This is a genomic window from Aliidiomarina minuta, assembly GCF_003987145.1.
GTDB classification, from domain to species: Bacteria; Pseudomonadota; Gammaproteobacteria; order Enterobacterales; family Alteromonadaceae; genus Aliidiomarina; species Aliidiomarina minuta.
Window position 1 is genome coordinate 1,904,630 of sequence record NZ_PIPL01000001.1, and the last position, 23,487, is coordinate 1,928,116.

26 protein-coding genes and 1 tRNA gene are annotated in these 23,487 nt (G+C 46.5%); 15 read left to right on the forward strand and 12 right to left on the reverse strand.

Annotation, left to right across the window (positions count from 1 at the left end):
* Nucleotides 1–12: 12 nt before the first annotated feature.
* Both CWE09_RS09190 and CWE09_RS09195 read right to left on the reverse strand, forming a co-directional pair.
* Nucleotides 13–672: an alpha/beta hydrolase gene (locus tag CWE09_RS09190; protein ID WP_126803664.1), complete on the reverse strand. Its 660-nt coding sequence runs from the start codon at nucleotides 670–672 to the stop codon at nucleotides 13–15.
* A gap of 44 nt (nucleotides 673–716) precedes the next feature.
* Nucleotides 717–1,136 carry an OsmC family protein gene (locus tag CWE09_RS09195; protein WP_126803665.1) on the reverse strand — a complete coding sequence of 140 codons (420 nt, stop codon included), beginning with the start codon at nucleotides 1,134–1,136 and terminating at the stop codon, nucleotides 717–719.
* 155 nt (nucleotides 1,137–1,291) lie between these two features.
* Between CWE09_RS09195 and CWE09_RS09200 the strand changes: the two genes are divergently transcribed.
* Complete coding sequence (locus tag CWE09_RS09200) at nucleotides 1,292–1,750, forward strand: Hsp20 family protein (protein WP_126803666.1); 459 nt, start codon at nucleotides 1,292–1,294, stop codon at nucleotides 1,748–1,750.
* 95 nt (nucleotides 1,751–1,845) lie between these two features.
* On the opposite strand, the gene CWE09_RS09205 is transcribed toward CWE09_RS09200, so the two are convergent.
* Nucleotides 1,846–4,545: a bifunctional diguanylate cyclase/phosphodiesterase gene (locus CWE09_RS09205; protein WP_126803667.1), complete on the reverse strand. Its 2,700-nt coding sequence runs from the start codon at nucleotides 4,543–4,545 to the stop codon at nucleotides 1,846–1,848.
* A gap of 176 nt (nucleotides 4,546–4,721) precedes the next feature.
* Between CWE09_RS09205 and CWE09_RS09210 the strand changes: the two genes are divergently transcribed.
* The 3 genes from CWE09_RS09210 to CWE09_RS09220 all read left to right on the forward strand — a co-directional run bounded on the left by CWE09_RS09210 (nucleotide 4,722) and on the right by CWE09_RS09220 (nucleotide 6,524).
* A complete protein-coding gene (locus CWE09_RS09210) occupies nucleotides 4,722–5,288 on the forward strand; it encodes an outer membrane beta-barrel protein (protein ID WP_126803668.1) in 567 nt (188 codons plus the stop codon).
* Nucleotides 5,289–5,389: 101 nt separating this feature from the next.
* Nucleotides 5,390–5,773 (forward strand): hypothetical protein, encoded by a 384-nt coding sequence (locus tag CWE09_RS09215; RefSeq protein WP_126803669.1) that lies wholly within the window; start codon nucleotides 5,390–5,392, stop codon nucleotides 5,771–5,773.
* A gap of 154 nt (nucleotides 5,774–5,927) precedes the next feature.
* Nucleotides 5,928–6,524 (forward strand): outer membrane beta-barrel protein, encoded by a 597-nt coding sequence (locus CWE09_RS09220; protein WP_126803670.1) that lies wholly within the window; start codon nucleotides 5,928–5,930, stop codon nucleotides 6,522–6,524.
* 77 nt (nucleotides 6,525–6,601) lie between these two features.
* Here CWE09_RS09220 and CWE09_RS09225 read toward each other — a convergent pair whose 3' ends face one another.
* A complete protein-coding gene (locus CWE09_RS09225) occupies nucleotides 6,602–8,146 on the reverse strand; it encodes a leucyl aminopeptidase family protein (protein WP_126803671.1) in 1,545 nt (514 codons plus the stop codon).
* A 348-nt stretch (nucleotides 8,147–8,494) separates the two neighbouring features.
* Here CWE09_RS09225 and CWE09_RS09230 point away from each other — a divergent pair, with 348 nt between their 5' ends.
* The 5 genes from CWE09_RS09230 to CWE09_RS09250 all read left to right on the forward strand — a co-directional run bounded on the left by CWE09_RS09230 (nucleotide 8,495) and on the right by CWE09_RS09250 (nucleotide 11,527).
* Nucleotides 8,495–9,067 (forward strand): outer membrane beta-barrel protein, encoded by a 573-nt coding sequence (locus CWE09_RS09230; RefSeq protein WP_126803672.1) that lies wholly within the window; start codon nucleotides 8,495–8,497, stop codon nucleotides 9,065–9,067.
* 115 nt (nucleotides 9,068–9,182) lie between these two features.
* A tRNA-Arg gene (locus tag CWE09_RS09235) sits at nucleotides 9,183–9,259 on the forward strand.
* A gap of 469 nt (nucleotides 9,260–9,728) precedes the next feature.
* Nucleotides 9,729–10,898 (forward strand): serine hydrolase domain-containing protein, encoded by a 1,170-nt coding sequence (locus CWE09_RS09240; protein WP_126803673.1) that lies wholly within the window; start codon nucleotides 9,729–9,731, stop codon nucleotides 10,896–10,898.
* Between the two features lie 201 nt (nucleotides 10,899–11,099).
* Nucleotides 11,100–11,288: a hypothetical protein gene (locus tag CWE09_RS09245; protein WP_126803674.1), complete on the forward strand. Its 189-nt coding sequence runs from the start codon at nucleotides 11,100–11,102 to the stop codon at nucleotides 11,286–11,288.
* A complete protein-coding gene (locus CWE09_RS09250) occupies nucleotides 11,285–11,527 on the forward strand; it encodes a hypothetical protein (protein ID WP_126803675.1) in 243 nt (80 codons plus the stop codon). The genes CWE09_RS09245 and CWE09_RS09250 overlap by 4 nt, the downstream gene beginning before the upstream one ends.
* A gap of 105 nt (nucleotides 11,528–11,632) precedes the next feature.
* Here CWE09_RS09250 and CWE09_RS09255 read toward each other — a convergent pair whose 3' ends face one another.
* The 3 genes from CWE09_RS09255 to CWE09_RS09265 all read right to left on the reverse strand — a co-directional run bounded on the left by CWE09_RS09255 (nucleotide 11,633) and on the right by CWE09_RS09265 (nucleotide 13,770).
* The gene (locus CWE09_RS09255) at nucleotides 11,633–12,532 is read right to left on the reverse strand and encodes a nucleotidyl transferase AbiEii/AbiGii toxin family protein (protein ID WP_126803676.1); all 900 of its coding nucleotides are present in this window, start codon (nucleotides 12,530–12,532) and stop codon (nucleotides 11,633–11,635) included.
* Nucleotides 12,529–13,299, reverse strand: a complete 771-nt coding sequence (locus CWE09_RS09260) for a type IV toxin-antitoxin system AbiEi family antitoxin (RefSeq protein WP_126803677.1) — start codon at nucleotides 13,297–13,299, stop codon at nucleotides 12,529–12,531. The genes CWE09_RS09255 and CWE09_RS09260 overlap by 4 nt, the downstream gene beginning before the upstream one ends.
* A 123-nt stretch (nucleotides 13,300–13,422) precedes the next feature.
* A complete protein-coding gene (locus CWE09_RS09265; protein WP_126803678.1) occupies nucleotides 13,423–13,770 on the reverse strand; it encodes a DUF3024 domain-containing protein in 348 nt (115 codons plus the stop codon).
* A 436-nt stretch (nucleotides 13,771–14,206) separates the two neighbouring features.
* Here CWE09_RS09265 and CWE09_RS09270 point away from each other — a divergent pair, with 436 nt between their 5' ends.
* A complete protein-coding gene (locus tag CWE09_RS09270; protein ID WP_126803679.1) occupies nucleotides 14,207–15,535 on the forward strand; it encodes a type II toxin-antitoxin system HipA family toxin in 1,329 nt (442 codons plus the stop codon).
* Entirely contained in the window at nucleotides 15,528–15,806 is a 279-nt protein-coding gene (locus CWE09_RS09275) for a helix-turn-helix domain-containing protein (RefSeq protein WP_126803680.1), read from the forward strand. Before CWE09_RS09270 ends, CWE09_RS09275 begins: the two co-directional genes overlap by 8 nt.
* A gap of 314 nt (nucleotides 15,807–16,120) precedes the next feature.
* Here the strand turns inward: CWE09_RS09275 and CWE09_RS09280 are convergent, their stop codons facing one another.
* The 3 genes from CWE09_RS09280 to CWE09_RS09290 all read right to left on the reverse strand — a co-directional run bounded on the left by CWE09_RS09280 (nucleotide 16,121) and on the right by CWE09_RS09290 (nucleotide 18,383).
* Nucleotides 16,121–16,381 (reverse strand): hypothetical protein, encoded by a 261-nt coding sequence (locus tag CWE09_RS09280; protein ID WP_157982843.1) that lies wholly within the window; start codon nucleotides 16,379–16,381, stop codon nucleotides 16,121–16,123.
* A 150-nt stretch (nucleotides 16,382–16,531) separates the two neighbouring features.
* A complete protein-coding gene (locus CWE09_RS09285; protein ID WP_126803682.1) occupies nucleotides 16,532–17,320 on the reverse strand; it encodes a hypothetical protein in 789 nt (262 codons plus the stop codon).
* Nucleotides 17,321–17,363: 43 nt separating this feature from the next.
* On the reverse strand, nucleotides 17,364–18,383 hold the full coding sequence (locus CWE09_RS09290) for an alpha/beta hydrolase family protein (protein ID WP_126803683.1): 1,020 nt from the start codon (nucleotides 18,381–18,383) through the stop codon (nucleotides 17,364–17,366).
* A 182-nt stretch (nucleotides 18,384–18,565) separates the two neighbouring features.
* On the opposite strand from CWE09_RS09290, the gene CWE09_RS09295 reads away from it, so the two are divergent.
* Nucleotides 18,566–19,969 (forward strand): hypothetical protein, encoded by a 1,404-nt coding sequence (locus CWE09_RS09295; RefSeq protein ID WP_126803684.1) that lies wholly within the window; start codon nucleotides 18,566–18,568, stop codon nucleotides 19,967–19,969.
* A 37-nt stretch (nucleotides 19,970–20,006) separates the two neighbouring features.
* Here CWE09_RS09295 and CWE09_RS09300 read toward each other — a convergent pair whose 3' ends face one another.
* The gene (locus CWE09_RS09300; protein ID WP_126803685.1) at nucleotides 20,007–20,360 is read right to left on the reverse strand and encodes a DUF6768 family protein; all 354 of its coding nucleotides are present in this window, start codon (nucleotides 20,358–20,360) and stop codon (nucleotides 20,007–20,009) included.
* 12 nt (nucleotides 20,361–20,372) lie between these two features.
* Nucleotides 20,373–20,909 (reverse strand): RNA polymerase sigma factor, encoded by a 537-nt coding sequence (locus CWE09_RS09305; RefSeq protein WP_126803686.1) that lies wholly within the window; start codon nucleotides 20,907–20,909, stop codon nucleotides 20,373–20,375.
* A 264-nt stretch (nucleotides 20,910–21,173) separates the two neighbouring features.
* Between CWE09_RS09305 and CWE09_RS09310 the strand changes: the two genes are divergently transcribed.
* The 3 genes from CWE09_RS09310 to CWE09_RS09320 all read left to right on the forward strand — a co-directional run bounded on the left by CWE09_RS09310 (nucleotide 21,174) and on the right by CWE09_RS09320 (nucleotide 23,480).
* Entirely contained in the window at nucleotides 21,174–22,025 is an 852-nt protein-coding gene (locus CWE09_RS09310) for a DUF4097 family beta strand repeat-containing protein (RefSeq protein WP_126803687.1), read from the forward strand.
* Between the two features lie 98 nt (nucleotides 22,026–22,123).
* Nucleotides 22,124–22,717, forward strand: a complete 594-nt coding sequence (locus tag CWE09_RS09315) for a 3'-5' exonuclease (RefSeq protein WP_126803688.1) — start codon at nucleotides 22,124–22,126, stop codon at nucleotides 22,715–22,717.
* Nucleotides 22,718–22,898: 181 nt separating this feature from the next.
* The gene (locus tag CWE09_RS09320) at nucleotides 22,899–23,480 is read left to right on the forward strand and encodes a hypothetical protein (RefSeq protein WP_126803689.1); all 582 of its coding nucleotides are present in this window, start codon (nucleotides 22,899–22,901) and stop codon (nucleotides 23,478–23,480) included.
* Nucleotides 23,481–23,487: the final 7 nt, after the last annotated feature.

Consider the following 23,487-nt stretch of genomic DNA (forward strand, 5'->3'; position numbering starts at 1 on the left):
TTTCATTCTTATCTATCGCAATACATTGCTCAGCCAGCGGCCGATGTCCTGTATCTGCTCAGCACATACCTGGTGCTGCATGGGGTAAGTTTTAAATTCAACCGGGTACTTCCGCTGCTCTAGCCAGTCCCGCGCCTGCTCGCCTAACACCTGAGGCACTACAGGATCCATAGCGCCATGGTGAATTAAAATAGGAGTTTGTTGCTGTGCAAGGCTCAACTGCAAGCTATCTTTAGTCGCCAGATAAGTAGACAAGGCCATCACGCCCGCCAGCTTTTTGTCAAAGCTAAGTGCCGCTTCATAGGCTACTGCACCACCCTGAGAAAACCCGGCCAGCACAATTTTGCTAGCAGGAATCCCGCGTTCAATTTCTCGTTCAACCAGAGCAATCACCGCATCGGCTGAATTTTTCAGCTGCTTTTCGTCCACCTTACGATCCAGGCTCATTTCAACAATGTCATACCAGGCAGGCATACGCATACCGTTGTTGATGGTCACAGGGATGCTTGGCGCACTCGGAAATATGAAGCGTGGATTGACGCCTTCTGCCAGCCCAAGATGAGGTATCACAGGAACAAAGTCACTCCCATCAGCTCCCAAACCATGTAGCCAGATAACCGCAGCATTTGCCGGTTCAACCGGAGTCTTTTCAACACAAGGCAAGTAACTCATTACGGATCTATTCCTATACAATTTAATATTACAACGCACGCATGCTAAAGCAACTTAGAGTCAATCTCCAGCGCCCCGCTCAGGGTTTTATGCACGGGACATTTGTTAGCGATTTCCAATAAGCGGTCACGCTGTTCGTCACTAAGGTCGCCCTCAATGCTGATATGGCGAATAAATTTATCGCTTTTGCCGTCGCTTGCCTTACCTTTTGCATGAGTCAGGGTGACAGTTACCTTATCCAGCGGCCAGTCTTTATGCTTGGCATACATGCGCAATGTCATAGTGGTACAGGCGCCCAGACCCGCCAATACCATTTCCATCGGCGCAGGCCCTTTATCAGCACCACCTAAATCTTCAGGTTCATCAGCCAGCCACTGGTGCTGGGCCGTAGTCACCTGATTGGTAAAAGGCGCCTCTTTTTCTTCCACCTGCACTACGCCGGGTTTTAGTTTACAGCTCGACATATATAACGTTCCTTTTTTATACAATTTTTTTAGTTGGACTCTTGAAAACCTAAGTTCTCGATCCTATCTAATAAGTGCAGGCGGCGGGTCTCACTGAGAACGCAACAGCCTGCACAGGTGAAATATTTAATATCGCTCAAAGAGAGGATAGACCTATGAACACAATAGACTTAACACCACTATACAGAAGCAGCATCGGTTTTGACCGCTTAGCATCTATGCTGGACAATGCATTACGCAGCGACACCAGCTCAGGTGGTTACCCACCATACAACATCGAGGCTCTGGGCGAAAACCGTTATGGCATTACCATCGCAGCCGCCGGTTTCGAACAGGACGAACTCGACATTCAGGTTGAACGCGGCGTGCTTACCGTGCGTGGTAAAAAAGCCAACGATGACGAGGAGCGTAGCTACCTGTATCAGGGAATCGCAGCCCGCGCCTTCGAACGCAAGTTCAACCTTGCTGAACATGTCGAAGTAACCGACGCTGAGATGCGCAATGGCTTATTAGAAATCCGACTGGTAAAAGAAATACCAGAGGCGATGAAGCCACGCAGCATCGAAATCAAAAACACTGACAAGTCGATTGAGCATAAAGGCTCCGCTGCTTAAACCCTTGTTCAGAGCTTAAACAGTAACTTAAACAGTAAAAAGCAGCGCCCTTGGGCGCTGCTTTTTTGTGATTCGACACGTTCGCCTGACCCGGCTTAATACTCTGGTAACTCGTGCGCAGGCACAGGACGGCCAAACCAATAACCCTGAAAGCGATCACAGCCAAGCGCTTTGAGAATTGTAAACTGTTGTTCCGTTTCCACCCCCTCGGCAATGGTCGTCAATGATAAGGTCTTTCCCAAAGAGAGTATGGTTCGAATTAATACCTGATGATGCTCATCATCTGTCATATCACTCACAAAGCTCTGATCGATTTTTAACTCGTCAATAGGCAGGCGATTGAGATAGCCCAGCGACGAATACCCCGTACCAAAATCATCCAGCGAGAAACGCACGCCAACTTTTTTCAGACGGGCCATTTTTTGAATCACCTGTTCAGTATCAATTAAAAGCATCGACTCAGTGATTTCCAGCAATAAGCGGTCGGGGCGGGCGCCGGTTCGCTGCAACGTTTCAATTACCTTGTCCGCGAAGTCATCGGCTCTTAGTTGACGCACACTGACATTCACGGCAATGCTCCACTGAAAGCGCTGGGGATGGTTCTGCCATTCCAGCAACTGCCGACAGGCGCGGTCTAAAATCCAGTCACCCAGGCAAATAATATCATCCGACTGTTCTGCCACGTGAATAAAAACCCCGGGCATCACCATCCCCCGCTGCGGGTGGTGCCATCGGACCAGTGCCTCTACTCCAGCCACCTGCTTGTACCTATCAACCTGTAGTTGGTAATACAATTGCAACTGGTCTTCAGCAATCGCTAGTCTCAGGTCACGTTGTAACTCAAGCTGATCGGTGATTAAACGCTGAATATTGGCATCATAAAAACACTGAGTATTACGACCTGACTCCTTCGCCCGGTACATTGCCTGATCCGCCTGTTGCAAAATGGCATCGATATCACGCTCGCGACCATCAATCAGGGTGATTCCTGTACTTAGGGTAATACGGGCTGTCTGCTGGCCAAAATTAAAAGGCTCCGACAACAAGCGTTCAATTTTCTGTAGTACGACTTCGACCTCAGCAGCAGCTTTGTCCGCATCATTAGTCAAACGTGACAGCAATACCACAAACTCATCTCCGCCCAGACGAGAGACAGTATCCCGATCCCTAACCAGTTTATGCAGGCGACTACCAATTTCCTGCAGCATCAAATCACCCTGAGCATGACCGTAACTGTCATTCAGCTGTTTAAAACGGTCCACATCGATAAAGAGCAGCGCCGCATACTCCTCGCCTTCGACACTCCGTAATACAGCCTTTTCAAGTCTTTCCCGCAGTAGTCGACGATTAGGGAGTCGGGTTAAAGCGTCATAATATGCCAGCTGATTTATCTTTTCTTCAGCCAGTTTCTGTTCGGTCACATCAATGACGACACCGTTCCATAAACGGCCGCTGCTGTCCGACTCCTGGCTAGGCACTGAATGTACGTTAGCCCAATACACTTCGCCATCAGCCAGAATACGTCCTTCCCAGTAAAATTTATCGGTGTACTTAGTAGCATGAGCCTGGGCAGTAAAAAAGGCCTCCTTATCCTGCGGATGAAGTTGTTCATAAACATGCTGTGCTATCGTCACTCCATCAAAGTCTTTACTTAAACGAAAAATCTCACGGAAGCGCTGACTCGTATAGGTTAATTGGTGCTTACCTTCAGGGGTGAGCCGAAACTGATATACTCCAATAGGAATCAACCGGGTTAGCTGGTCGTACTGCTGTACTGAAAGCATCAGCTGAGCCTGCTTTTCCCGTATTTCAACGTCTGCCTTTCTCAATAAACGACGGGCCCGCAAGTAACCCAGGAGCGTCAAAAAAGCGGATAATAACCAAAGGGTCATGGGTAAAATCAGGCTATTTATCCAATCGGCAATTAACTTCGATCTGGGCGCCATGCTCACTACCCTAAGGTCATAGTTTTCTACCGGCTCCATCCAGATATAATCCCGTCGATAATCCCCAATAGCTGTTTCCCGTTGATGAAAAAAGAAGCCCCGGCCCTGCAACATAAGCTCCTGCATAGCTTCAGTTACTTGACTCGAAAAAATCGCCTGCAGTAATTCAGGATCATCATCCACCGGATGAATGTAATTTACATAACCGTCGTCTCGCAGAAATACCGCCTGGACACCTTCTGGCAAAGACATCCTCGCCCAACTTGCATCCCCGCCATCCAAACGGTTACCGGCAGTCAATACACCAGCCAGCTCATTATTCTGATCATAAACAGGAACCCGGAGTGGAATGATCCATTCACCTACAGCCTCAAAGTAATAAGGGCGGCCGATATGAAAACGCTCATCTTCAATGACTCGGCTAAAGCTTTCCCCAGTTTGTCCATGGTGAATAATATTAGGTAGCGGAGCTAGCAGATTACGAGTGCTAGTGGCAATAAACTCACCATCAAGCCCAACCAAACCATAACCTACAATACCAACATGTGAACTTTGCACCCGCTCCAGGTAAGCATCACCGGCAGCAGAGTCATTAAATACGTCGCGATAAACCAATTCATCCGCTAGTCCCCGCAAAATAACTTCAAAAGTACTAAAGTGGCTGCGCAGTCCCTGTGCCATCAGGCGACTGACATGCTGCAGTTCCTGCTCCTGCTGGTTCAGGCTGCGCTCCCATGTGAAGGCCCCAATAGCCAGAGCTGCCAATAAGAATATGGCAATGAATACCCGGCCAAAGGCACGCAGGATTGGTTCCCGATCTTTTGTCGATTTATCAACCATTAATGCCATATTTACTACTTTTCCAGGAAGCTCAGGCTTATATTTTTTATCGTGGTAAATAATGATATCGGCAGTGCGCTAAACAAACTTAAGTAATCTTTAAGTACATAAATCCTCTGCTCGACCTTGCAAAAAAACAACTTAAAGCTCAGGCTTAAAAAGTCTTATAAACAGGAGTTTATGACATGAACTTAAAAGCAATGCTAGTGAGTATTCTCGGGTTGTCCCTAGTCGCATCTGTAGCGACCGCCCAGGTTCCTTCCTTTAACTATGTGGGCGCCAGCTACACTGAGATAGAAGATGGCAACATCAATTACGATGGTTTCGAGCTGGAAGTCTCTGGCCGAATCGGTGAAAATTGGTTTCTTTCTGGCAGTTATGCCGATATTTCAACCTCTCAGGCAGAAGTGGTTTTTGATGATCTGGATATCACCTATGGTCGGCTCGGTTATATTTTTATCGAAGATGAACTAGCGGCTTTATATGCAGGCCCCCAGGTGCAGTACCTTAACTTTGACGGTGGCCTTGGTTCCACCAGCGAAACCGACCTCGGGGTTTTTGTCGGCTTGCGTTTCATTGCCGCCCCCCGTATAGAACTAATGACTGAAGCCAGCTATATTGACATGGATAACAGCATAACTCGTTTTTCAGCAGGTGCCCGCTTCTATATAACACCCAGCCTGTCGGCTGAAACACAGGCTAATTTTGGCGACTGGAGTGGCTTCAGCCTGGGTATTAATTTCCATTTTTAATATTGGGATATCCTGAGATTAGCAGAGGTTTTATCTAAGAGACTGACAAATATCAATTTTACGTCTAGGTTTATAGGGAACTTATAAAAAGGGAAATAGGTATGACTCCAGCACTCGCTCTTGGGCTGGCCTGCATTCTTTTTCTGTGGGCCATTATACTAGGCATCATGCTTGCCTTTGCACGTTATGGGAAAGAGAAAAACCCACCACCGGTTCTGGTGTGGTGGCATGGCGGTTTTGCCATTGTCGGCTTTCTTATTCTGCTATACGGCAGTTTCTTTGTTGGCTACCCCATGCTGGCAAACTTTGGCGTTCTGTTAATTGCATTAGCCGCCATATTCGGTTTATGGATGTACTTTAACTTCCATCGTAAAGAAGTATTAATCCCTATCGCTATCGTATGGGCACATGGGGCACTTGCCGCCGTCGGCTTTATCCTCATCATTATGGCCATGCTAAATATAGCTGATACGGCTCAGGTCTGAAGGCAGCCACACCCCGGCAGTGAGCTGTCGCCGGGTCTTATTTTCAAATTGCTGTCTTAACGCAATTATTACACATCTATTCGACTACACTCCTTGCTTATTAAGGCTTTCAGAGCCACGCTTAAACAGTTGTTTAAAAAAGGAGTACCTACATATGAAGATGAAAACATTATTACTTACCAGCGCCATCGGCCTTACCTTAAGTGCACCGGCAGCAATGGCAAACGAACCTTCTTTTAGCTACGTGTCCGCAAGTTACGTTGAACTCGACGAAGCGGATACTACTTTTGATGGCTTCCAAGCCGAACTTTCCGGCCGCGTTGGACAGCACCTCTTCATTTCAGGGAGTTATGCACAACTATCCGGAGGCTGGGCAGATGTGAGCAATGTCGATTTTGATATTGCCTACGGTCGCCTGGGCATTATTTTCGGAGAAACAGACCAGGTAGCTTTCTACGCAGGTCCACAGGTCCAGTATATTAATGCTGACTTCGGCCTGGGTTCCGACGGTGATTTTGACTTAGGCTCAGAAAGCTCAACGGACTACGGTGCTTTTGGTGGCGCACGACTTATGCTGACATCACGAGTCGAGCTCAACGGCGAAATTAGTTATGTGGATATGGATAACGACGACTACACCTCTTATTCTGCTGGTGCTCGTGTATATCTGACCCCTTACCTTGCAGCCACAGGCCAGATGAACTTCGGTGATCTGGACGGCTTCAGTGTTGGTGTACACTACAGATTTTAATACCATTAAAAACGGTAGTTAAATCAAATGCAGGGCTCTTGTAAAAGAGCTCTGCATTTTTTATGAGATATCAGTCCTTACTCACCCTGTGAGTAAACATTCACCCATTCAACCAGTAAGCGAACGCCATAACCGGTAGCTCCTGTTGGATGTATACCACTAGCAGATTGCAACAATGCGTTACCAGCCATATCAACGTGCGCCCAGGGTGTGTCTTCTACAAACTCACGTAAAAACATGGCGCCAGCGGAAGCGCCTGGCGAGCCACCGTTGATTAAATCCGCGATATTGCTGCGAATAGAAGCCATGTAGCTTTCGTGCATTGGCAAATGCCAGACCAATTCATCCACGGTATCGCCAGCTTGCTGCAGAGATTTTAACATCCGCTCGTCATCGCTGAACACTGCAGAATAAGCGGTACCTACCGCCCCTACTTTGGCGCCAGTTAGCGTGGCAATGTCCACAATAGCGCGGGGGCTAAATTCAGTCTCTGCATACCAAAGGCCATCAGCCAGGCCCATGCGACCCTCGGCGTCAGTATTATTAATTTCAATCGTTTTACCATTGCCCGCAGTGATAATATCGCCAGGCAGTGCCGCATATTCGTTAATCATATTCATGGTTAAAGGCACAATGCCGACCACATTGACCGGTGCATTCTGCCCTGCCAGGGCCTTCATTGCACCAGCAACCGCCGCGCCACCCGCTTTGTCGGTCTTCATGTTACGCATACCGCCGCCAGTCTTAATACTGTAACCACCAGTATCGAAGGTATTACCCTTACCCACTAATGCCAGAGGCGCTTCGTCACTTCCCTTCCAGTGCATTGCCAGCATCCAGGCACCGTCGACACTACCGAGACCGACGCTTAGCATTGCGCCCATGCCCATCTCTTCAACCTGCTCCGGGCTCAACACAGTAATTTCAACGCCCATGTCTTCCAAGGTACGTACACGCTCAATGAAAGCTTTCGGTCCCATGTTACTGCCCGGCTCATCAACTAATTGACGGGCCAGAAACACCCCACGAGCAAGCGCTTCCAGGCGCTTGTATTCGCCTTCAGCCTGCTCAGTTGCGTTCCAGGTCAGGTTCAGAGAGTTACGCTCTTCCGCATCTGACTTGTAGCGATCGAAATGATAGCCGCGCAAGTCCATACCATGCGCGATTTGCGCAATCATCAGTGCTGGGCTCCTCCCCGCGTTCAGCATGCCGGTCTGCAGCACAACATGTTCAGACTTAGCAGCATTCAGCTTTATCACTAATTCAGCACCCGCCTTTTCGTTGGTCACTCGGGTGGCGTCTGATAAGTCACCTACTCCTAACAAAAGGATACGATTTGCCGAACTTCCTGCAGGAGCCAGAACCTCAAGAATTGAACCAGCGCCGCCTTTGAACTCCTCAACCTGCATAGCTCTTTCTAGTTGAGTTTTTGTTTCTCGATCAAGACCGCCCACATTAAGAGAGTCGGTATCAGCTGGCACCAGAATCACTATTGTATCCGCCTGCGATTGATCAGCCTGCTGCGTAAAAGCAACATTTGTATTCAGGTAAGAATTCGCCAGTAGCGGCGTTGAAGATAGTGCCAGAGCGGCACCCAACATAATTGAACGTACGAGTTTCATAGAAGTCTTGCCTTGTTTTAAAACAGAGAGCTAGCATGCGTTTTTTACAATTTAAACACAAGGTTATGGCCGTTATTTGACCAGAAAAATGCGACTAATGGTATATCGGGCATCGCCCGGTAATAAATTCTTCATAAATCACCTCAATCATGTTTTTGATATTATAAGGACAGGGTGAATCTCTGAACTCTGACAAACTTTTTCAGTCCCGCGGGCTGGTTTTCTATATATAGGCTCTATCGAATTCTCACTGGTCTATTGTCTACGATTTATATTACTTGGTATGCTTATCGCGCTCAGCTCGTTCGGCCTGAGCATAGGAACTTTATATATAAGGACTTAATACCAATGAGAAAAGCCTATTTAACGGCAATACTTGCCAGTATGATTTCAGCCCCTGTATTAGCCCAAACGCCTTCATTTAACTACGTTGAAGCGGGCTATTTTGATTCCGATGGTTTAGACGGATTTAATGCCAGCCTGGTTAGAGAACTCTCGGATGATTTTGTCATCTTGGCAGATTTTTCATATGCCAGCGATAGCTTCATGGGGGTTGATGTTGACGCAACCACACTTTCTGGTGGAATTGGTTACCGCTATGCAATTAGCGAGCAAACCGTTCTGGTAGCCGGACCTCAGCTACTTTATGCTCGCGTTAAAGCAAGCACCTCTTTCAACGGTCAGTCATTCTCAGATAGCGATTCTGAAGTTGGTTTCGGTCTATTGGGCATGGTACGCCACATGGTCACGGATCAATTCGAGTTAAACGGTGGGCTTCAACACTACAACATTGCTGATAGTTCCAGCACCGATGCTTTTATTGGTGCACGCTTACACCTAAATGAGCAATTTTCACTAAGTGCAAGCCTGGCTTTCGATGATGCCGACACCGTCTCAGTAGGTGTTGCCTACCACTTCTAAAGTAACGAGCGCGCAAAGAATGGCTGAGGTTGCTGGACTTCCTCAGCCATTTTCCCTACAATCGCAACGCTTCGTGATACCCAATCAACTGGCCGTCACAATATTAGCCTGATATGCGCCCGTAGCTCAGCTGGATAGAGCGCTGCCCTCCGGAGGCAGAGGTCAGAGGTTCGAATCCTCTCGGGCGCGCCATTTCTGCAAGACCTTCCTTGATAGTAAATACTAACTTAAACTTTTCTGTGTCCATTCTGTGTCCAACTTGTGTCCACGTTCTTTACCCTCGACTTTACGGTGGCCGATTTTGACCTCTGCCTCAATTCATTAAGCGGGCTTCAGCAGTATGATGAATTAATGAGCATTCATGCGGTTGCCCTGCCCTTAACCCGGCAAAAGAGCAGATTAAACAGGATCAAAAACAGGCTGCTTAAACGGCCTGATGGCGACAACTAGCTTGAAAAATACCGGTTCAATTTATGTTCGCGATCTCGCCGTGTGTGTATGCTTAACCTCGACGTCAAAAAAAACAGCAAATAAAATGGTGGGATAACAAGATCCTTGAAAATTTCAGATCGAATAGGTAAGTTTATTATCCGTTAGGTGCTGGCTATTCTTCAGGCCTTGAATTATTTGGTTTTTAATCCACAGCGAGTAAGTGAGAGTTTTGAAAAAATATCGTGTAGGGTTTCAGCGGCAAATAAAGCTAATGATTGCCATTACATTGAGTATGACTTTTTCAGTAACATTTGCACAGACAACAGATACTAAAATAGCAGAAGAACTGCAAGCTATCGTGTCTGAAGAACATGCAGACAGTGGCTTAGTCTCTCTGGGAGCGGCAATTTCCAAAAATCGAGTGCATCTGGCGACGGCGGTATACGGTGAAAGAGAAACCAGAAGCGGTGTACCTGTTTCAATCGATGACAAATGGCATATTGGCTCCGTCACTAAATCAATGACTGCCACTATGATAGCCCGACTGGTGGAAAGAGGCGTGTTGCAATGGGATACCACAGTTGGTGACATCCTCACTGACAGCAGGGTAAGACCTCAATGGCGAGACGCCACTTTGTCGCAGCTGCTCACTCACACTGGTGGAGCTGAAACTGATTTTCCTCGGCGGATCCAGTCGCTGCACCCAAAAGAAGGGACAGAGCGCGACGCGCTACGCAAAGAAGAAGTCCTGAAAATACTAGAGGAAAAGCCCGATTATAAGCCGGGCACTGATTTCGCATATTCCAATGTTGGCTATACAATTGCTGCTGTATTGGCCACCACCAAAACCGGGAAAACCTGGGAAGATCTCATTCGTGAAGAGGTGTTTCAACCGCTGGAGTTGTCGAGCGGTGGCTTCGGTCCACCTGTCGATGTAAACGAAACGATGGAACAACCACGAGGTCATAAAATCACTTGGTTTAGCGGCCCGAAAGCGGTAACCACCGACACTGATAACTCTCCTGTCATGGGACCTGCTGGTATGATTCACATGTCGCTCAAAGACTTATCTGCCTATGCGAATGAACATCTTTTGGGCAGTCAGGGTAAAAGCGAGCTGTTGAGTGCCCAAACCTATCAACGACTCCACGAACCCGGTATGGAAGACTATGCCTATGGTTGGATTTTGGCGTTGGATGATTCCTGGGCGAATGAGCACAAAGTGTTATATCACAACGGCTCTAACCGCTTTTGGTTTGCGCTGTTAGTGATTATTCCGGAGTTGCAAATCTCTATAGCCGTCACAACCAATTACGGCGATTTAAAGCCCGCCAGAAAAAGTGCCTGGAATATCGTTAAACATATGACCGCTTTTTTAATGGAAAACCCCGATATCTAATCATCGATCTCCTCTCTTTTTACACGGGACGTATCAGCGCTCAGCTGTCGGCCCGTTGTAGCAAAAGGCTCCCGTCCTTTTCCCATTCAACCCTTTAGTCTTTGCCATTAAGTCCTTCTGGCACTAGATTCATAGCTAGTGTCTTTGACGGGAATGAGTTTGATGGAATTACTTTGAGAAACCATTAGCATGAGTTTGTGCATGTTAGTGGTGGGTTATGGTTTGAATTATTTTGCTTTCAAGAAAGGTATTGCCGACGACGATGGTCTGGTGAATACCAGTGCCTTAAAAAACGCTCTAAAGCCAAAGAAGAAGACTACAAAACCGGTAACGCCTTTTTGGACAAATGGCTGGATTTTGGCGGCGGCTATTACGGTAGCGTTGCGATGATTAAATTGCTTCTGATAGAGCTTGATCAACTGAGCGAATTTATAGCTGACTGGCAGGGACTGGACAACTTTATCGACAGCATTGGCATTGGCATGCTGGTGAGCTTTTTTGTTGAGCAAATCATGAACTTTGTACAAGCCATTATATGGCCCTCTGATTATGTCAGTCGCTTTGCAATTGAGAAGGTGGCGATTTTCGTCCTAATAACCTATATCGCATATAACATTTCCAGAAAGTGAATCGCCACTAGTTTAATAAACACTCAGTAACCACTGTAGTAAACGCCTTTTAGTAACTCGAGTCTGGTCACACTCACCACCCTTTGTCTCCGCGTGCACGAGACATCAATCTCTTAGCGACACTTCAAGTTTCTCAACTTGACGTTGATACGCTTCTGGACTGTCCTTTTTGAATTTAGCCAAGTTAAACAACTTCCATTTAACGGATGGAAAGTGCTGATAGTCATATGCAGACCAGTCGGGTTGTAGTTTGTTGAACAAAAGAATAAACCGCTTATCTGTCGCGTCTAACGACGCTTTTAGTGTATCGATGAGTTTGCGCCGGGTGGCTTCATAATCGGCGTAACTGAACATGAGATTACTCATCCCCTCGAACTGGTTTTCGAAGGCTGCTTGCTGGTCGAGTAAGTTTGGCTCGAGCATCTCATGAGTGGGTCGGTTGCTGCTGATGAGGGCGAATATGAAGCCACGTTTTATTTCGTCCGTAAAGCCAATACCTTCTAATAACAGCTTCGTATCGAAAAGGTCTCTTGGGTGCTGCCGGTCAAGGGCCGCACAGAGTTTACCGCCATAAAGCTGACCAAGGGGGACTATCGGCATGGCACAGAATACGTCGTATTGCTCTTGCGCAGATGAACACAGTGCCGTTTTGGTTGCAGGCTCTAATAAACCACGTCCGACCATATTCACTTCAACCTTAATTTGCACGCCTTGCTGACTAATCTGAAGCTTACAAACATTTGGTTTATGCTGTACGCGAATGGATGCGCTCAATTTTTCAATGCGCTCCTTTGTGCGCCAAAGTGCGGCATTAATGGCATCCAATGTTTCAGGCCGCTCCGCTATCTCGGCATAGGTTAAATCGATGTCTACGGACAGTCTGGGCATGTCCTGCAGAAACAAATTAATGGCCGTACCGCCATGCATCGCAAAACAATCCGCTTTCGCGATTTCTGGCAACACATTCAGAAGCAGCTTCACCTGCCTTTTATAAGCGTCATTCATGCCAATGCCTCCAGTGCCTTCGGTACGGTGATTTGGTACTTCGCCACATACACCCCATCGGCGACTATCGAACGCTTTCCGGAGCCTAAGTCCACGTTGTCTAAGTTCAGGTAGTTTACCCAGTCATGCTTGGCTTTATCTGCCATATAAAGAAACAGGCGTTTGACCTTGATTGATTTGCAGGCTTCAAGCAGTTTTTGCACGGACGCCGGCCGCAGGTTGTTCAGCCCCTCCATTAACTCGAAGACCTCCGTTAATGATTGTGACTTTGGTGCCAAGTATAAGCATTCCATGACTGCCCGTGCAGGGTCGGATACCTTCACTTTAAATTGCTTATGCGATAGTTCGATCAAACCAAGCTCCGGCGGTAGAAAATTGGTGAGGGCGCACTTTACCGAAAGACCCCAGTCCCGTTTCTTGAACCAAAGCGGTAAATGCTCACCCTGATCGCCAAACAGTTGGGCATGTTTCGGAGAGAGCTCTAGGTAGTGTGACTTGCCCTGCAGTGCTAATGCAGTCTTACCCCCTGGATGGATGGATAGACCCAGCTGGGTTTGCAGTGCATAGACAGCCCCCAGATAATCGACCTGGTCGCCGAAGCGGATTAATGCACCCGTACCGACAGATTCAAACCACTGGCTGTTCTTGTAACGTTTCTGGAGATCGTTGCTGTAACCATTATCAACAAGCCAGGCAGAGCAAAGCACAACCCCCGCGGGTTGGTCTCTGAGCAGCTTGTTTAATTTAGATGATGATTCAGCACTCATAGTACCAGCCTGCTATAATTTATAAACCAAGTTAACCCTGAGTTTATATTATTTTATATTTTGGGTCTATTAGTACCTAAATAAATTACATTTTAAACTGCGGGGCTGGTTGTAGATTGATGCTCAACCAAAGAAACAAGCGTACTGATCATCACTCACAAGCTTTAAAAACTCAGTAAGTCGCCTCACTTTTGGCTTTGGCTCATAAGCATGCCATTTCAAATCAGCGCGCTGCCAATAAACTTTCCAGCAATTCTGCGTTTTTACGTAGGTTGTTTTTGCTACCGGCAGTTCCATGGTTTCAGAAGGATTTTGCCACTGCGGTCTGATCTCGAAAATCTCGATACTCTGATTTTCAATTCGGTAACCAAGGTCAAGCTCTGGTCGTATGTGCACCGGCGGTCTTCGTATCGCCATGAACGCTTCAAGTTCTTTCTCACATTTCTTAATTTCGAATTCACTAAGTGCCATGGCAGATTACCTAAAGCGGGAAAAAGGAGCAGGATTTTAACCAAAAATACCCGATTTATACAGGAAGTTCAGTAGCCGATCGTCTGGCTAACTATCCTTTTTTCCATACCCTTTTGTGGCAAGTTTTGCAGCTCCCTGACAACGTACTGACATTAATTGATACTCTATCAGGCTAATTGGCCTCGCTTGACTTTTCTTGAAGCCCTTATAATACTTGGCCTAAGCGGTCAAAGCCTTTCTCCCCCATTTTACATCGTGTAGTGGCTATTCCCTCCGGAGGCAGAGGTAACCAGAAAGTCGACAAAAGAATCCCCCACACTCAAAAACGGTAGTTTAAGTCCGAATTTATCGCTTAATTTGTAGATTTACGGTAGATAATTACCGTTTTTAAGCTTATAGTACCTTAGTAACAGTAACAAACTACCGAGCAGCCTATATGAACCCTGTAACGCTACAGCTTTTTAATCAAGGACGTTGGTGGGACGCCGCATCCCTGGATTTTCACGGTGACCAGATGAATTCGTCTGTCACCCTGTCGTACCTGCCGAGCTATATTCAAAAAATACTAAGTTACGACCGCAGAGATTGTTGGGCGTGCAGCGTCAACGCTCCCGTCACCATGGTTCCTATTGAATACCCTGGGTGGCCTGCACTATTAGACGACTTGCTACCAGCGGGTGAGTCACGAGCCTGGTGGCTGAACTACCTTGATGTCAGCAGACGCAGTGAATTTGAGCAAAACTACGCCCTCCTCACTCGCGCCTGCATAGCACCCGTGGGGAATATTCGCGTAAAAGAAGCCGCTCAAAACCTAGGTACTAATACCCAACGGTTTCCCATTAAGTCAGTTGTTCAGCTTCAACATGAGTTTTTAGAGTACGCCAACGAGCAAGGTGCTGCTGTCGGAGGCGCGACGGGAGCGGGCGGCGCGGCGCCTAAACTGCTGCTCATGGTTGAAGGCAATGACGTCTTTATCGACAGTGACTTCGCAGGACGCCCTTTACAAGCAACCCCTTACCTCACTAAGTTTGCGCGAAATACACGCTCAGTGCGCGACAACAATATTCTTCGCGCGGAAGGTGTTTTCTATCAGGCATTAACAAAGATACTTGATGACACCGGTATCGAAACTATTGATACCTCTCAAATGATGACACATGACTACCAAAATCAAGTTAGCCTTTGGCTGCCGCGCTTTGATGTGGGAATCAAGAATAACCGAGCCACTCGGTATGGCCTTGAGAGTATATACTCAATCATTAATGCGGCACCTGGTAGTTATAAAGACCATTTTGAAGTGATAGATAAAGTCTGGGGCCGAATCAAGACTGTGACACAGATGTCGAGTTTTGAGTTCGCCAGGCAATATTTGGTCCGAGACTTATTAAATCTAATTTTCGGCAACTCCGATAACCACGGGCGCAACGTATCTTTTCTTAAGTTAGAAAACGACATTCAATTTGCTCCCATCTATGATTTTGCACCAATGAAAGCTGACCCTGAGATGGTCACGCGCTTATTTAAGTGGGGCCAAGACTGCGAGCGCAGTGGCTTGGTTCAATTCAATCTTGTAGTGGAGCACCTTGCAGAATTTGCAGACCCCGTATTGCTCCTGGAAAGCCTTAGAGAAATCGCAGAACGACTACTTGAGTTACCTGGTTTGTTGCGAGCGCTAAACTGTCCTCAGGAAATACTAGAATTCCCGACAATCGCCTTTGAGCGCACAAAAGATAAACTAATTAGCTACGGGGTTTACCATGGATAACCTATCGATTGACGATCGCAAAGCGCTCCTGAGACGCATAGATGACGCACTGAACGAGAACGTTATTTCACTTGGCGACGCCATCAAGATAATACGTACCGAGCTCTATGGTATGAACCAAAGAGACTATGCCAAGTTTACCAGGGTCTCCGACAAAACCTTGCGTGATATTGAGAAAGGTAATACAGATCCGCGACTGTCTATGATAAACAAATTGCTAGCGCCCGGTGGTTTTCAAATAAGCGCCAGGGCAGTAAAACAGATCATTTAAACCCAGCTTTCACTCAAGCCCTCAAGAATGTCATCTTTGACAGGTCTCTATTTTTAGTGGTACAAAAAATGATTAACAACTCAACTAATTAACTATTTGGCGGACTGGGGCTCGTCCGCCATTTGATTTGAAGCAGAAAAGGAACATCATGCTGAATCGCCACTGATTTGCTCGACACCTCGTAGCCATAGATTGGAGTGTGCAGAGTTCGATACCATTTCAATCAACGACAAGCAAAAGCGAGATCGTAAAACGCCGATATGAGGCTATCTTAGTGTAACGGTATTTGATCTACTCTATGAAACAGAGGGGTGCTACCCCGTTTCTACGGACGGTTTAAAACGGCCAAGAGCCCTGAGAGTGCCTTTTCGAACAGCTTCCGCGGTCTGCTCAGCCCGAATGCTAATAGAGGCGGCTTCCTCTGATGCAATATCGAGGCTCGCCTCTAACTTTGATGTGATATTCGCGATGACTGAGTCCATGCGCTCTATATCGTAGCCAACACTCTCTGCGTGAGATTTCCAGTGTCGTGGAAAAATCGTATGCCAATGGTAATGCCGATTCTTACTATTCACTGCCATGGCCATTTTTATTTTCTTCGGATGTAAGTTGCCGACTTGCGCGAATCCATGCGCTGACAATGCATCATACAAGGGTGTTAGCCGGTATCCTTTTGGTGTTAGTGCCAAGCTAAAGTGTAAGCATCCCTTAAAATAGCACCTCGATCATAATGAGGGATCCTCGCAAAGCGTTTTTATTTTAGATTTGTAAAAACTGTCTGAAGTATCAATATGTGCTCCATTAAAATGAGAGCGGATTTTTCTATAGGATGACGCCCTTATTAACAAATTATTTCTGAGTTGAGCGTCTTCTATAGTAAGGTTATCCTTATCTGGGTACGGTATGGTGACGCGGTCAACCACATCCGACATTAGGAGTGCGCATACTCCGAAAATTGTGGCATTCTCTTCTTCAATATCGGGATCGATAACTAATCGCTTCAGTTGGACCTCTAAGTGATATAGCTCATGGTAAACAATTTCTACTGCTTTAAGAACGGCTTGCGTATTTGATTCTAATCCTTGGCAGTTATCTAATTGAACAACCAAATATATAGGAGCATGCCTGCTTCCTGATTTTTCTAATCTGAAGTTCTCTTTTAGAGTAAATATTAATCTAACTAGGTGACCGGAAAAAAAATTTTCGATATTCGGAAATGCCTTAGGTAGGGCATAAGTCAAATCGATACCCTCTTCTAGTAAACATTCGGACGATAGTCTATCTGTATAAATTTCTATATCCAACCCATCATTAATTACTCTGGCAATAGGTAAGTCATAATTTAAATGAAATTGTTTTTCCCCAAAACCATATACTGAAAAAGTCTGGATCGTGTTGCCATAACTACGCATCATGTGAAAGCTATAGCCAGCTTGGCTCTCTGGTTCCGAAAATGTCGAACTGCACGCAGATAATGTAAAGCACATTGCAATGAGCAAGAAAGCTATCTTCATATTGGACTTCCTAAACAAAGGGCTGCCACATTCGGGCGCGCCACTACTGCAAGTGCGTATCAAACCATTTGATTACTTCATGGAAAGCTACTTCTTTGTTCTCACTCAGATCATGACCATCATTCGAGTAGAGAACGAACTTATATTCTCGTCCTAATCGTGCCAGCTCCTCAGCCATGGCGACAGAGTTGCGAGCATTCACTCGTTCGTCTTCCTCCCCATGAAGCAACAAAATAGGGATATCTGAGTTAATCTCAGATATCCAATGTATGGCAGAACGTTTTCTAAGTTCATCCTCTTTGTTCGTATCATAATTAGGAATTCGCCCTTCATAAACTCTCTCCATCTCAGGCCTCGTTTCCAAATCTTTCAACAGATCTACGTTACCGGCAATGGTCACTAATGCTTTTACCTGCGAGCTGTCTTTAAGGGCCAGATACGACTGCATAGCCCCCCGACTTGTACCTAACATACCTATTCTGTCCATATCTGCGTTAGGTATTTCGGGCAAAAGCTCTAACAAGCGGGTGACATCTTCAACATCCGCTCCACCAAACTCATCATGGTACTCAGGCTCTCTTTCAAAAGTTCCTCTATATTGCGTACCAATGACAATAAAGCCCTCTTCCGCTAGAGGAAATAAGTCACCAGCCATACGTGCCATGTTCACGCTACCGTAATTACCATTTCCACCACGGTTATAGATAATGACAGGAAGTTCACTATCTGCATCTTTTGGGCGAATAACATACCCATTCACCAACGCATCACCTGAGTGATACCTAAAAGTCTGACAATCGAGTGTTTGTCGATAATGCTCAAAATCCTCCTCGGGGAACTGGCTTCTGAAATTATCAACGCGCTCTTGAATCTCAGCTTCGTCGTCTAGCCTTTGGGATGTGCTTGCCGTAATCATAGATACCCACTCGGAATAGGAGCCGAAAGGAGATCTGAAACAAGTATCTGCGGACAACAGCTGATTTGACTCGTCTTCTGCGGCTTCCCCGACCCCAAAAGCAAAACTAAAGAGGGTTAGAAAGAATAAACATACATTTTTCAACACAAATAAGACTCCAATTTTACAGCGGTCGCTTTTCTTCTATCAATGAGATGTCAGTTTTTATGCCACCTATAAGGCTGGTAATTAGAGGTGGTTTACATTTTGAATTAAAGAGTAATACTTAATTAACTATTTAGCGAACCGGAACTCGTCCGCCACTCGACTCGAAGCAGAAAAGGAACATCATGCTCACTCACTTTATATTCGCGATGGCAATATCGCTCGCGTCGGTAGCAGAACATCAAACTGCACAGCAAACCGAAACGCAGAAAGAGTTACTCCACTTCGCGACAGAGACACAAGAATCACACCTGCACTTTGCCTCTGTCTGGCCGGGTTTTTGGGATGAGAAGACACCATTCATTGTCTTTAATCATGAAGGCCAAGCCGTTCTATTTACCAAAAACGAGCCGATACCGGGTTATCAAAAACTGGCAGATAATTACTATTATTATTCTGAACGTTTACCGAACTTAACCGACTTTCCTTTTCATATTCATTATCCTCTGCCTGACCATCAGATCGCTACCACAGTTCGCCTGAATCTCGACGATGAATCGACTGATGACCACCGTGAAACTCTTTTGCATGAGGCCTTTCATGGCTATCAGAGGACCGAATTTGCAGACCTGGGCCGCTCTGAGTTCCTTGACCCTAAATACCTTGATGAAGCCTCCATTCGCGCCATGCTTCAGCTGCAGTTCGCCCTTGCGAAACAAGCCCATGAAAGCCGCGAGATTGCGCATATTCATGATTGGCTAACCGTTCGTGTGGCGCTAAGCAAAGTCATCGCATCGGAAGTCGCAAGCTACCTCGCTGACGTAGAACATATTGAAGGAACTGCACAGTGGGTTGGTATACAAGGGAGTTTTGCTGAACATTACCGCGATAACATCGACAGTTTTTTCAACCATTTCCCTGCGCTCTTTGAAACCACCCATGCACTGCGTACTTCTGCCTATGTCACCGGCGCTCTCTTGACTGATTTCGTCAATGACTTTTCTGCGTCGGACAACAATTGGCGCCACGCTATCGAGCAGGGTAAAACGCCTTACGAGTTAGCCTTGCAACTATTTTCCATCTCGACCGAAGAAGCACTTGAGCGATTCAATGACGTCATCGCGCAGTATGATTTTTCTGACTATATGGCTCGCGCGCAAGCGACTAAATCGGACCAAGTCACACTAGCGGACATCGAAGCCTCGTACCCTTATCGGTTAGATATCACCATCAATGTGGTCATGGACGACGGTCGTGTAGAGCTACCCATGTCTTTTTCTGGCGGTGACGAGGGTTTTCATCAGCTTGAAGTCAATTTGATTTTCCTGCCGAATGCAGAAACGTTACAGTTAACCATGCAAGGCAGCGTGATCGATATTCGCAACGCGCCAGTGCTTGCCGACATGCGTAAAGTGATGGAGGGCGAAGTGACATATAGCTTTTGGAGTCAATCACCCATGACTACCATGGATGCTTTAAAAAACATGAAGGATTTAGACCTGCAATTTGGTCAATCCATTATTCAGTCACCGGCGGGTTGGACCCTTGGCCCAACCTCGACGAGTGAACACCTTCGGATTACTTTCTAGCCGCTGTCAGGATTCATGGCTCAGAGCCGCTTGATGCTTAAAGCTTCCCGGCGGCTTTGAGAAACTGACGTAACTCTTCTGACTGGTACTTTCGGTTTGTTTGCATATAGATCCATAGCTTTGTCGTGGTTTGTGCCTGAAAACTTAAGATCAGGCAAACTCCCCAAAAGACAGGCTCTTCTGTACCTGCAAAGAAGAACTGATAAGCGCTCCAGATCAAGGCTATAGAGAATAATATTGCGCAACCATAGGCAACATACATTATGCCTCGCATCCCGGTAGAAAACCCGGTTCGCAAATAGCCGACAAGCTCCGCGTCATTATGAATCAAGTTATCTAACTGCTCGGTTTCTTTTTGTAGCATCGTTTTTAGTTCATCATCATTTGTCATTTTAATTACCTCTCAAATACTTTCATTCATAGACTTTCGCAGCAATTCTCGCGCTCTGGACAGCCTGGATTTGACGGTGCCTTCTGGGATCGAAAGCACCAGTGCCGTTTCCGCTACCGAGAGGCCGTTTACGTAATGCAACACGACCACTTCACCTTCCGTGTCAGGTAATCCACGTATCGCAGAAAATACGACCGTGATATCCAGGTGATTTGAAGCTTCCTCAAGCCCGGCTTGATCAGATGTTTCAAAATTTTTTTCATGAAAACTTTTTGCCCAATCGGAAATTTCCCACCTTAAGGCTCTGAATAACCAGCTTTGAAAAAGACTGTCATTCTCTAATTTCGCGATTCGTTTACTGATCTTGAGCCACACATTCTGAACCACATCTTCAGCCACCGTAGCGCTCGATGTTTTGATGGCTGCATACCGCTTCATGGGCAAGAAAAATAGCTTATACAACTCCTGGAGAGCCGCTTTATCACCTCTCTTTGCCTGAAACACCAGGAAGTTAACAGCATTTTTGTGGTTGCCCTCTTTGTTCGTCATAGGATTTCCAACAGGCTCTTTAGTAAACAAATCAATAACAAAACCACTTCTTTTAATATTTCATAAGGAAAGGGATCTGCTAAACATGTGCAATCTTTATCAAAATCCGTTATCAGGTACACTGGGATTAACTCCATTCGACTTTATCGTTATTAATAAAGACGAGACAACAGAGCCTGAGGTTCTTTGCTTTGATATAAAAAAACAGTCATCTAACAACTTCAGCTGATATCACTTCAGCGAAAGCATAAGAGGAAATTAAAAATGAAAAATTATAGGCTATTCATGCTCGCGGCAATGTTAACCGCACTGCCTGCAGCTGCGTTGGCTGACGAGGACTGTAACCTTGAGTCTATTGAACGCATCACACTCGATGTTGCGGATGTCAGAGCATTTAAAGTTTCCGTAGGCCCAGACAAGATTCAGCTACAGGGCCGCGAACAGGATAATGGCGAACTGCGCATTCGCAAATGCGCCTCGTCTAACGACCGCCTGAATGCATTGCAGGCTAACCAGGTAAAGCAAGGTGATACATTAACCTTAGAGCTTGACCATGGTGGTCAGGCCAACTACCGATCCAGTTTCTTCGGTTTCATGCGAACAGAGAATTACGGCTACTTTGAAATTTCCGGCACTGTCCCCAGCCATTGGGCGTTAGATATCGCGGTAGGCTCTGGCGATGCAGATATCACGGAGATCGCCTCCGTTAACATAGTGATCGGAAGTGGAGATGCCAGCATTAAAAATGTCGCCGGTGAAGTCACTGCAACCCTTGGCAGTGGTGACCTGGAAATTAAAAGAGTCGGTTCCTTATCGGTTTCTTCAATTGGCTCAGGAGACTTGGAAGCAGATTACATTTCCGGTACTGCCGATATTGGCAGCATAGGCTCTGGTGATGCTGAGCTCGATAACATCGGTGGTGACGTCACTGTGGGCAACATAGGTTCTGGCACACTCGATATTGAGCGCGTCGCAGGCAATGTTTCTGTGGGCACTCTTGGTTCAGGCGATATTCGCGCCAGTCATATCGAAGGCGACTTCACCCTGCGAAGCAAAGGGAGCGGCTCTATCGACATAAATAATATTCGCGGCTCAGTACAGGTACCTAACCGCTAGTGAAAGAGTCGACTACTATGTGAGGATTCACCTTTATACTATTTTACGATGCAGCGTAATTTGACAGATTTGACGCCACAAATGGACCTATACCGAACATGACCAAACAGCCTTTACTATTAGTTGTCGACTTAGAAGCGACTTGCTGGGATAGCAGCGTACCGGGTACCGATCGCAAACAGACGGTAAACGACATGGAAATTATAGAGTTCGGCTGTGTTGTTGCCGGGCTTGATGGCACCATTGTTGACTCAAAGTCCTTTCTCGTAAAACCAGTAATGCACCCTGCATTATCAAATTTCTGTACCGAGCTAACCAGTATCACTCAGCAGGATGTAGACACGGCGCCTGGTTATAAAGAAGTGACTGCAAGTATCAATCAGTGGCTGAGCACCTTTACTTTATCCGCATGGGGAAGCTGGGGCAATTACGATAAGAACCAGATACAAGCGGACTCACAAAGAATGGGCGGTCATCCTGAGTTTTTTAACCTGCCCCATATCAACCTGAAAACATCCTGGCGCAAAAGTAACGGGCTTAGCCGAAAAGCAAAATCCGGATTAACCCATGCCCTGGCGTTTCACGATCTTGAGTTTGCAGGCCGCCACCACCGGGGTATTGATGATGCAAAAAATATAACCCGGCTGTTACCAAAGATTGATCTCACGTCTGTGCCTAGCGGCTTGAGTTAGTTTCCACGCTTTTATCCGCTTACCGATCCGATGACAAGAAGTCGCTGCATATTCAGCAATCACCATTCATCTTTATATTCGCCCGTTTATCTTCCTCCTTGACTGACTGTCACTGCAAAAACTATGGCTTTGATCTGGCCTTATGATTGACCTCTGATCAGACACACAGAGGATAAACACAATGGCTACTAACACCATCAAGGCAATTGCAGTGTGCGGGCTGGCCCTCGCTTGCGTAAACACGGCCTTCGCATCGGTAATTCCAGAACACGTGATGAAAGCCTATCAACTGGGGATGCAAGGGGATCAAGCACAGAATCAGCGAGCTTTTAATGCACTCACTGAAATCAACCAGAACTCTGCAAACCCCGTTGTTTTGGCTCTGCTGGGTAGTGCTGAAACCACACAAGCTCGATACACCAACAACCCCTGGCAGAAAATTCAGTTTACTGAACAAGGCATTGCCAAATTAAGCAGCGCTGTTGATCAAGCAGCGTCCCTGCCCTATCCATTGCAAGCGCGCGTCAAAGTGACCGCTGGCTGCACCTTCGCTCAAGTGCCAGCAATGATGAATCGCGCAGAACAGGGGCGTTATTTGCTGAATCAAGTCATTGAGCAAACCCATGCATTTGCCAGTCTGGAGCCTGCGTTGCAGGCCTCTGCATACCATTGTGCGGCTATCGCAGCCAGAAGTTTATCTGAGAATGAAGAAGCCCACCGTTTTACGCTACTGGCAGAAGAAATATCTGACCAAACCAAGTAAGGATACA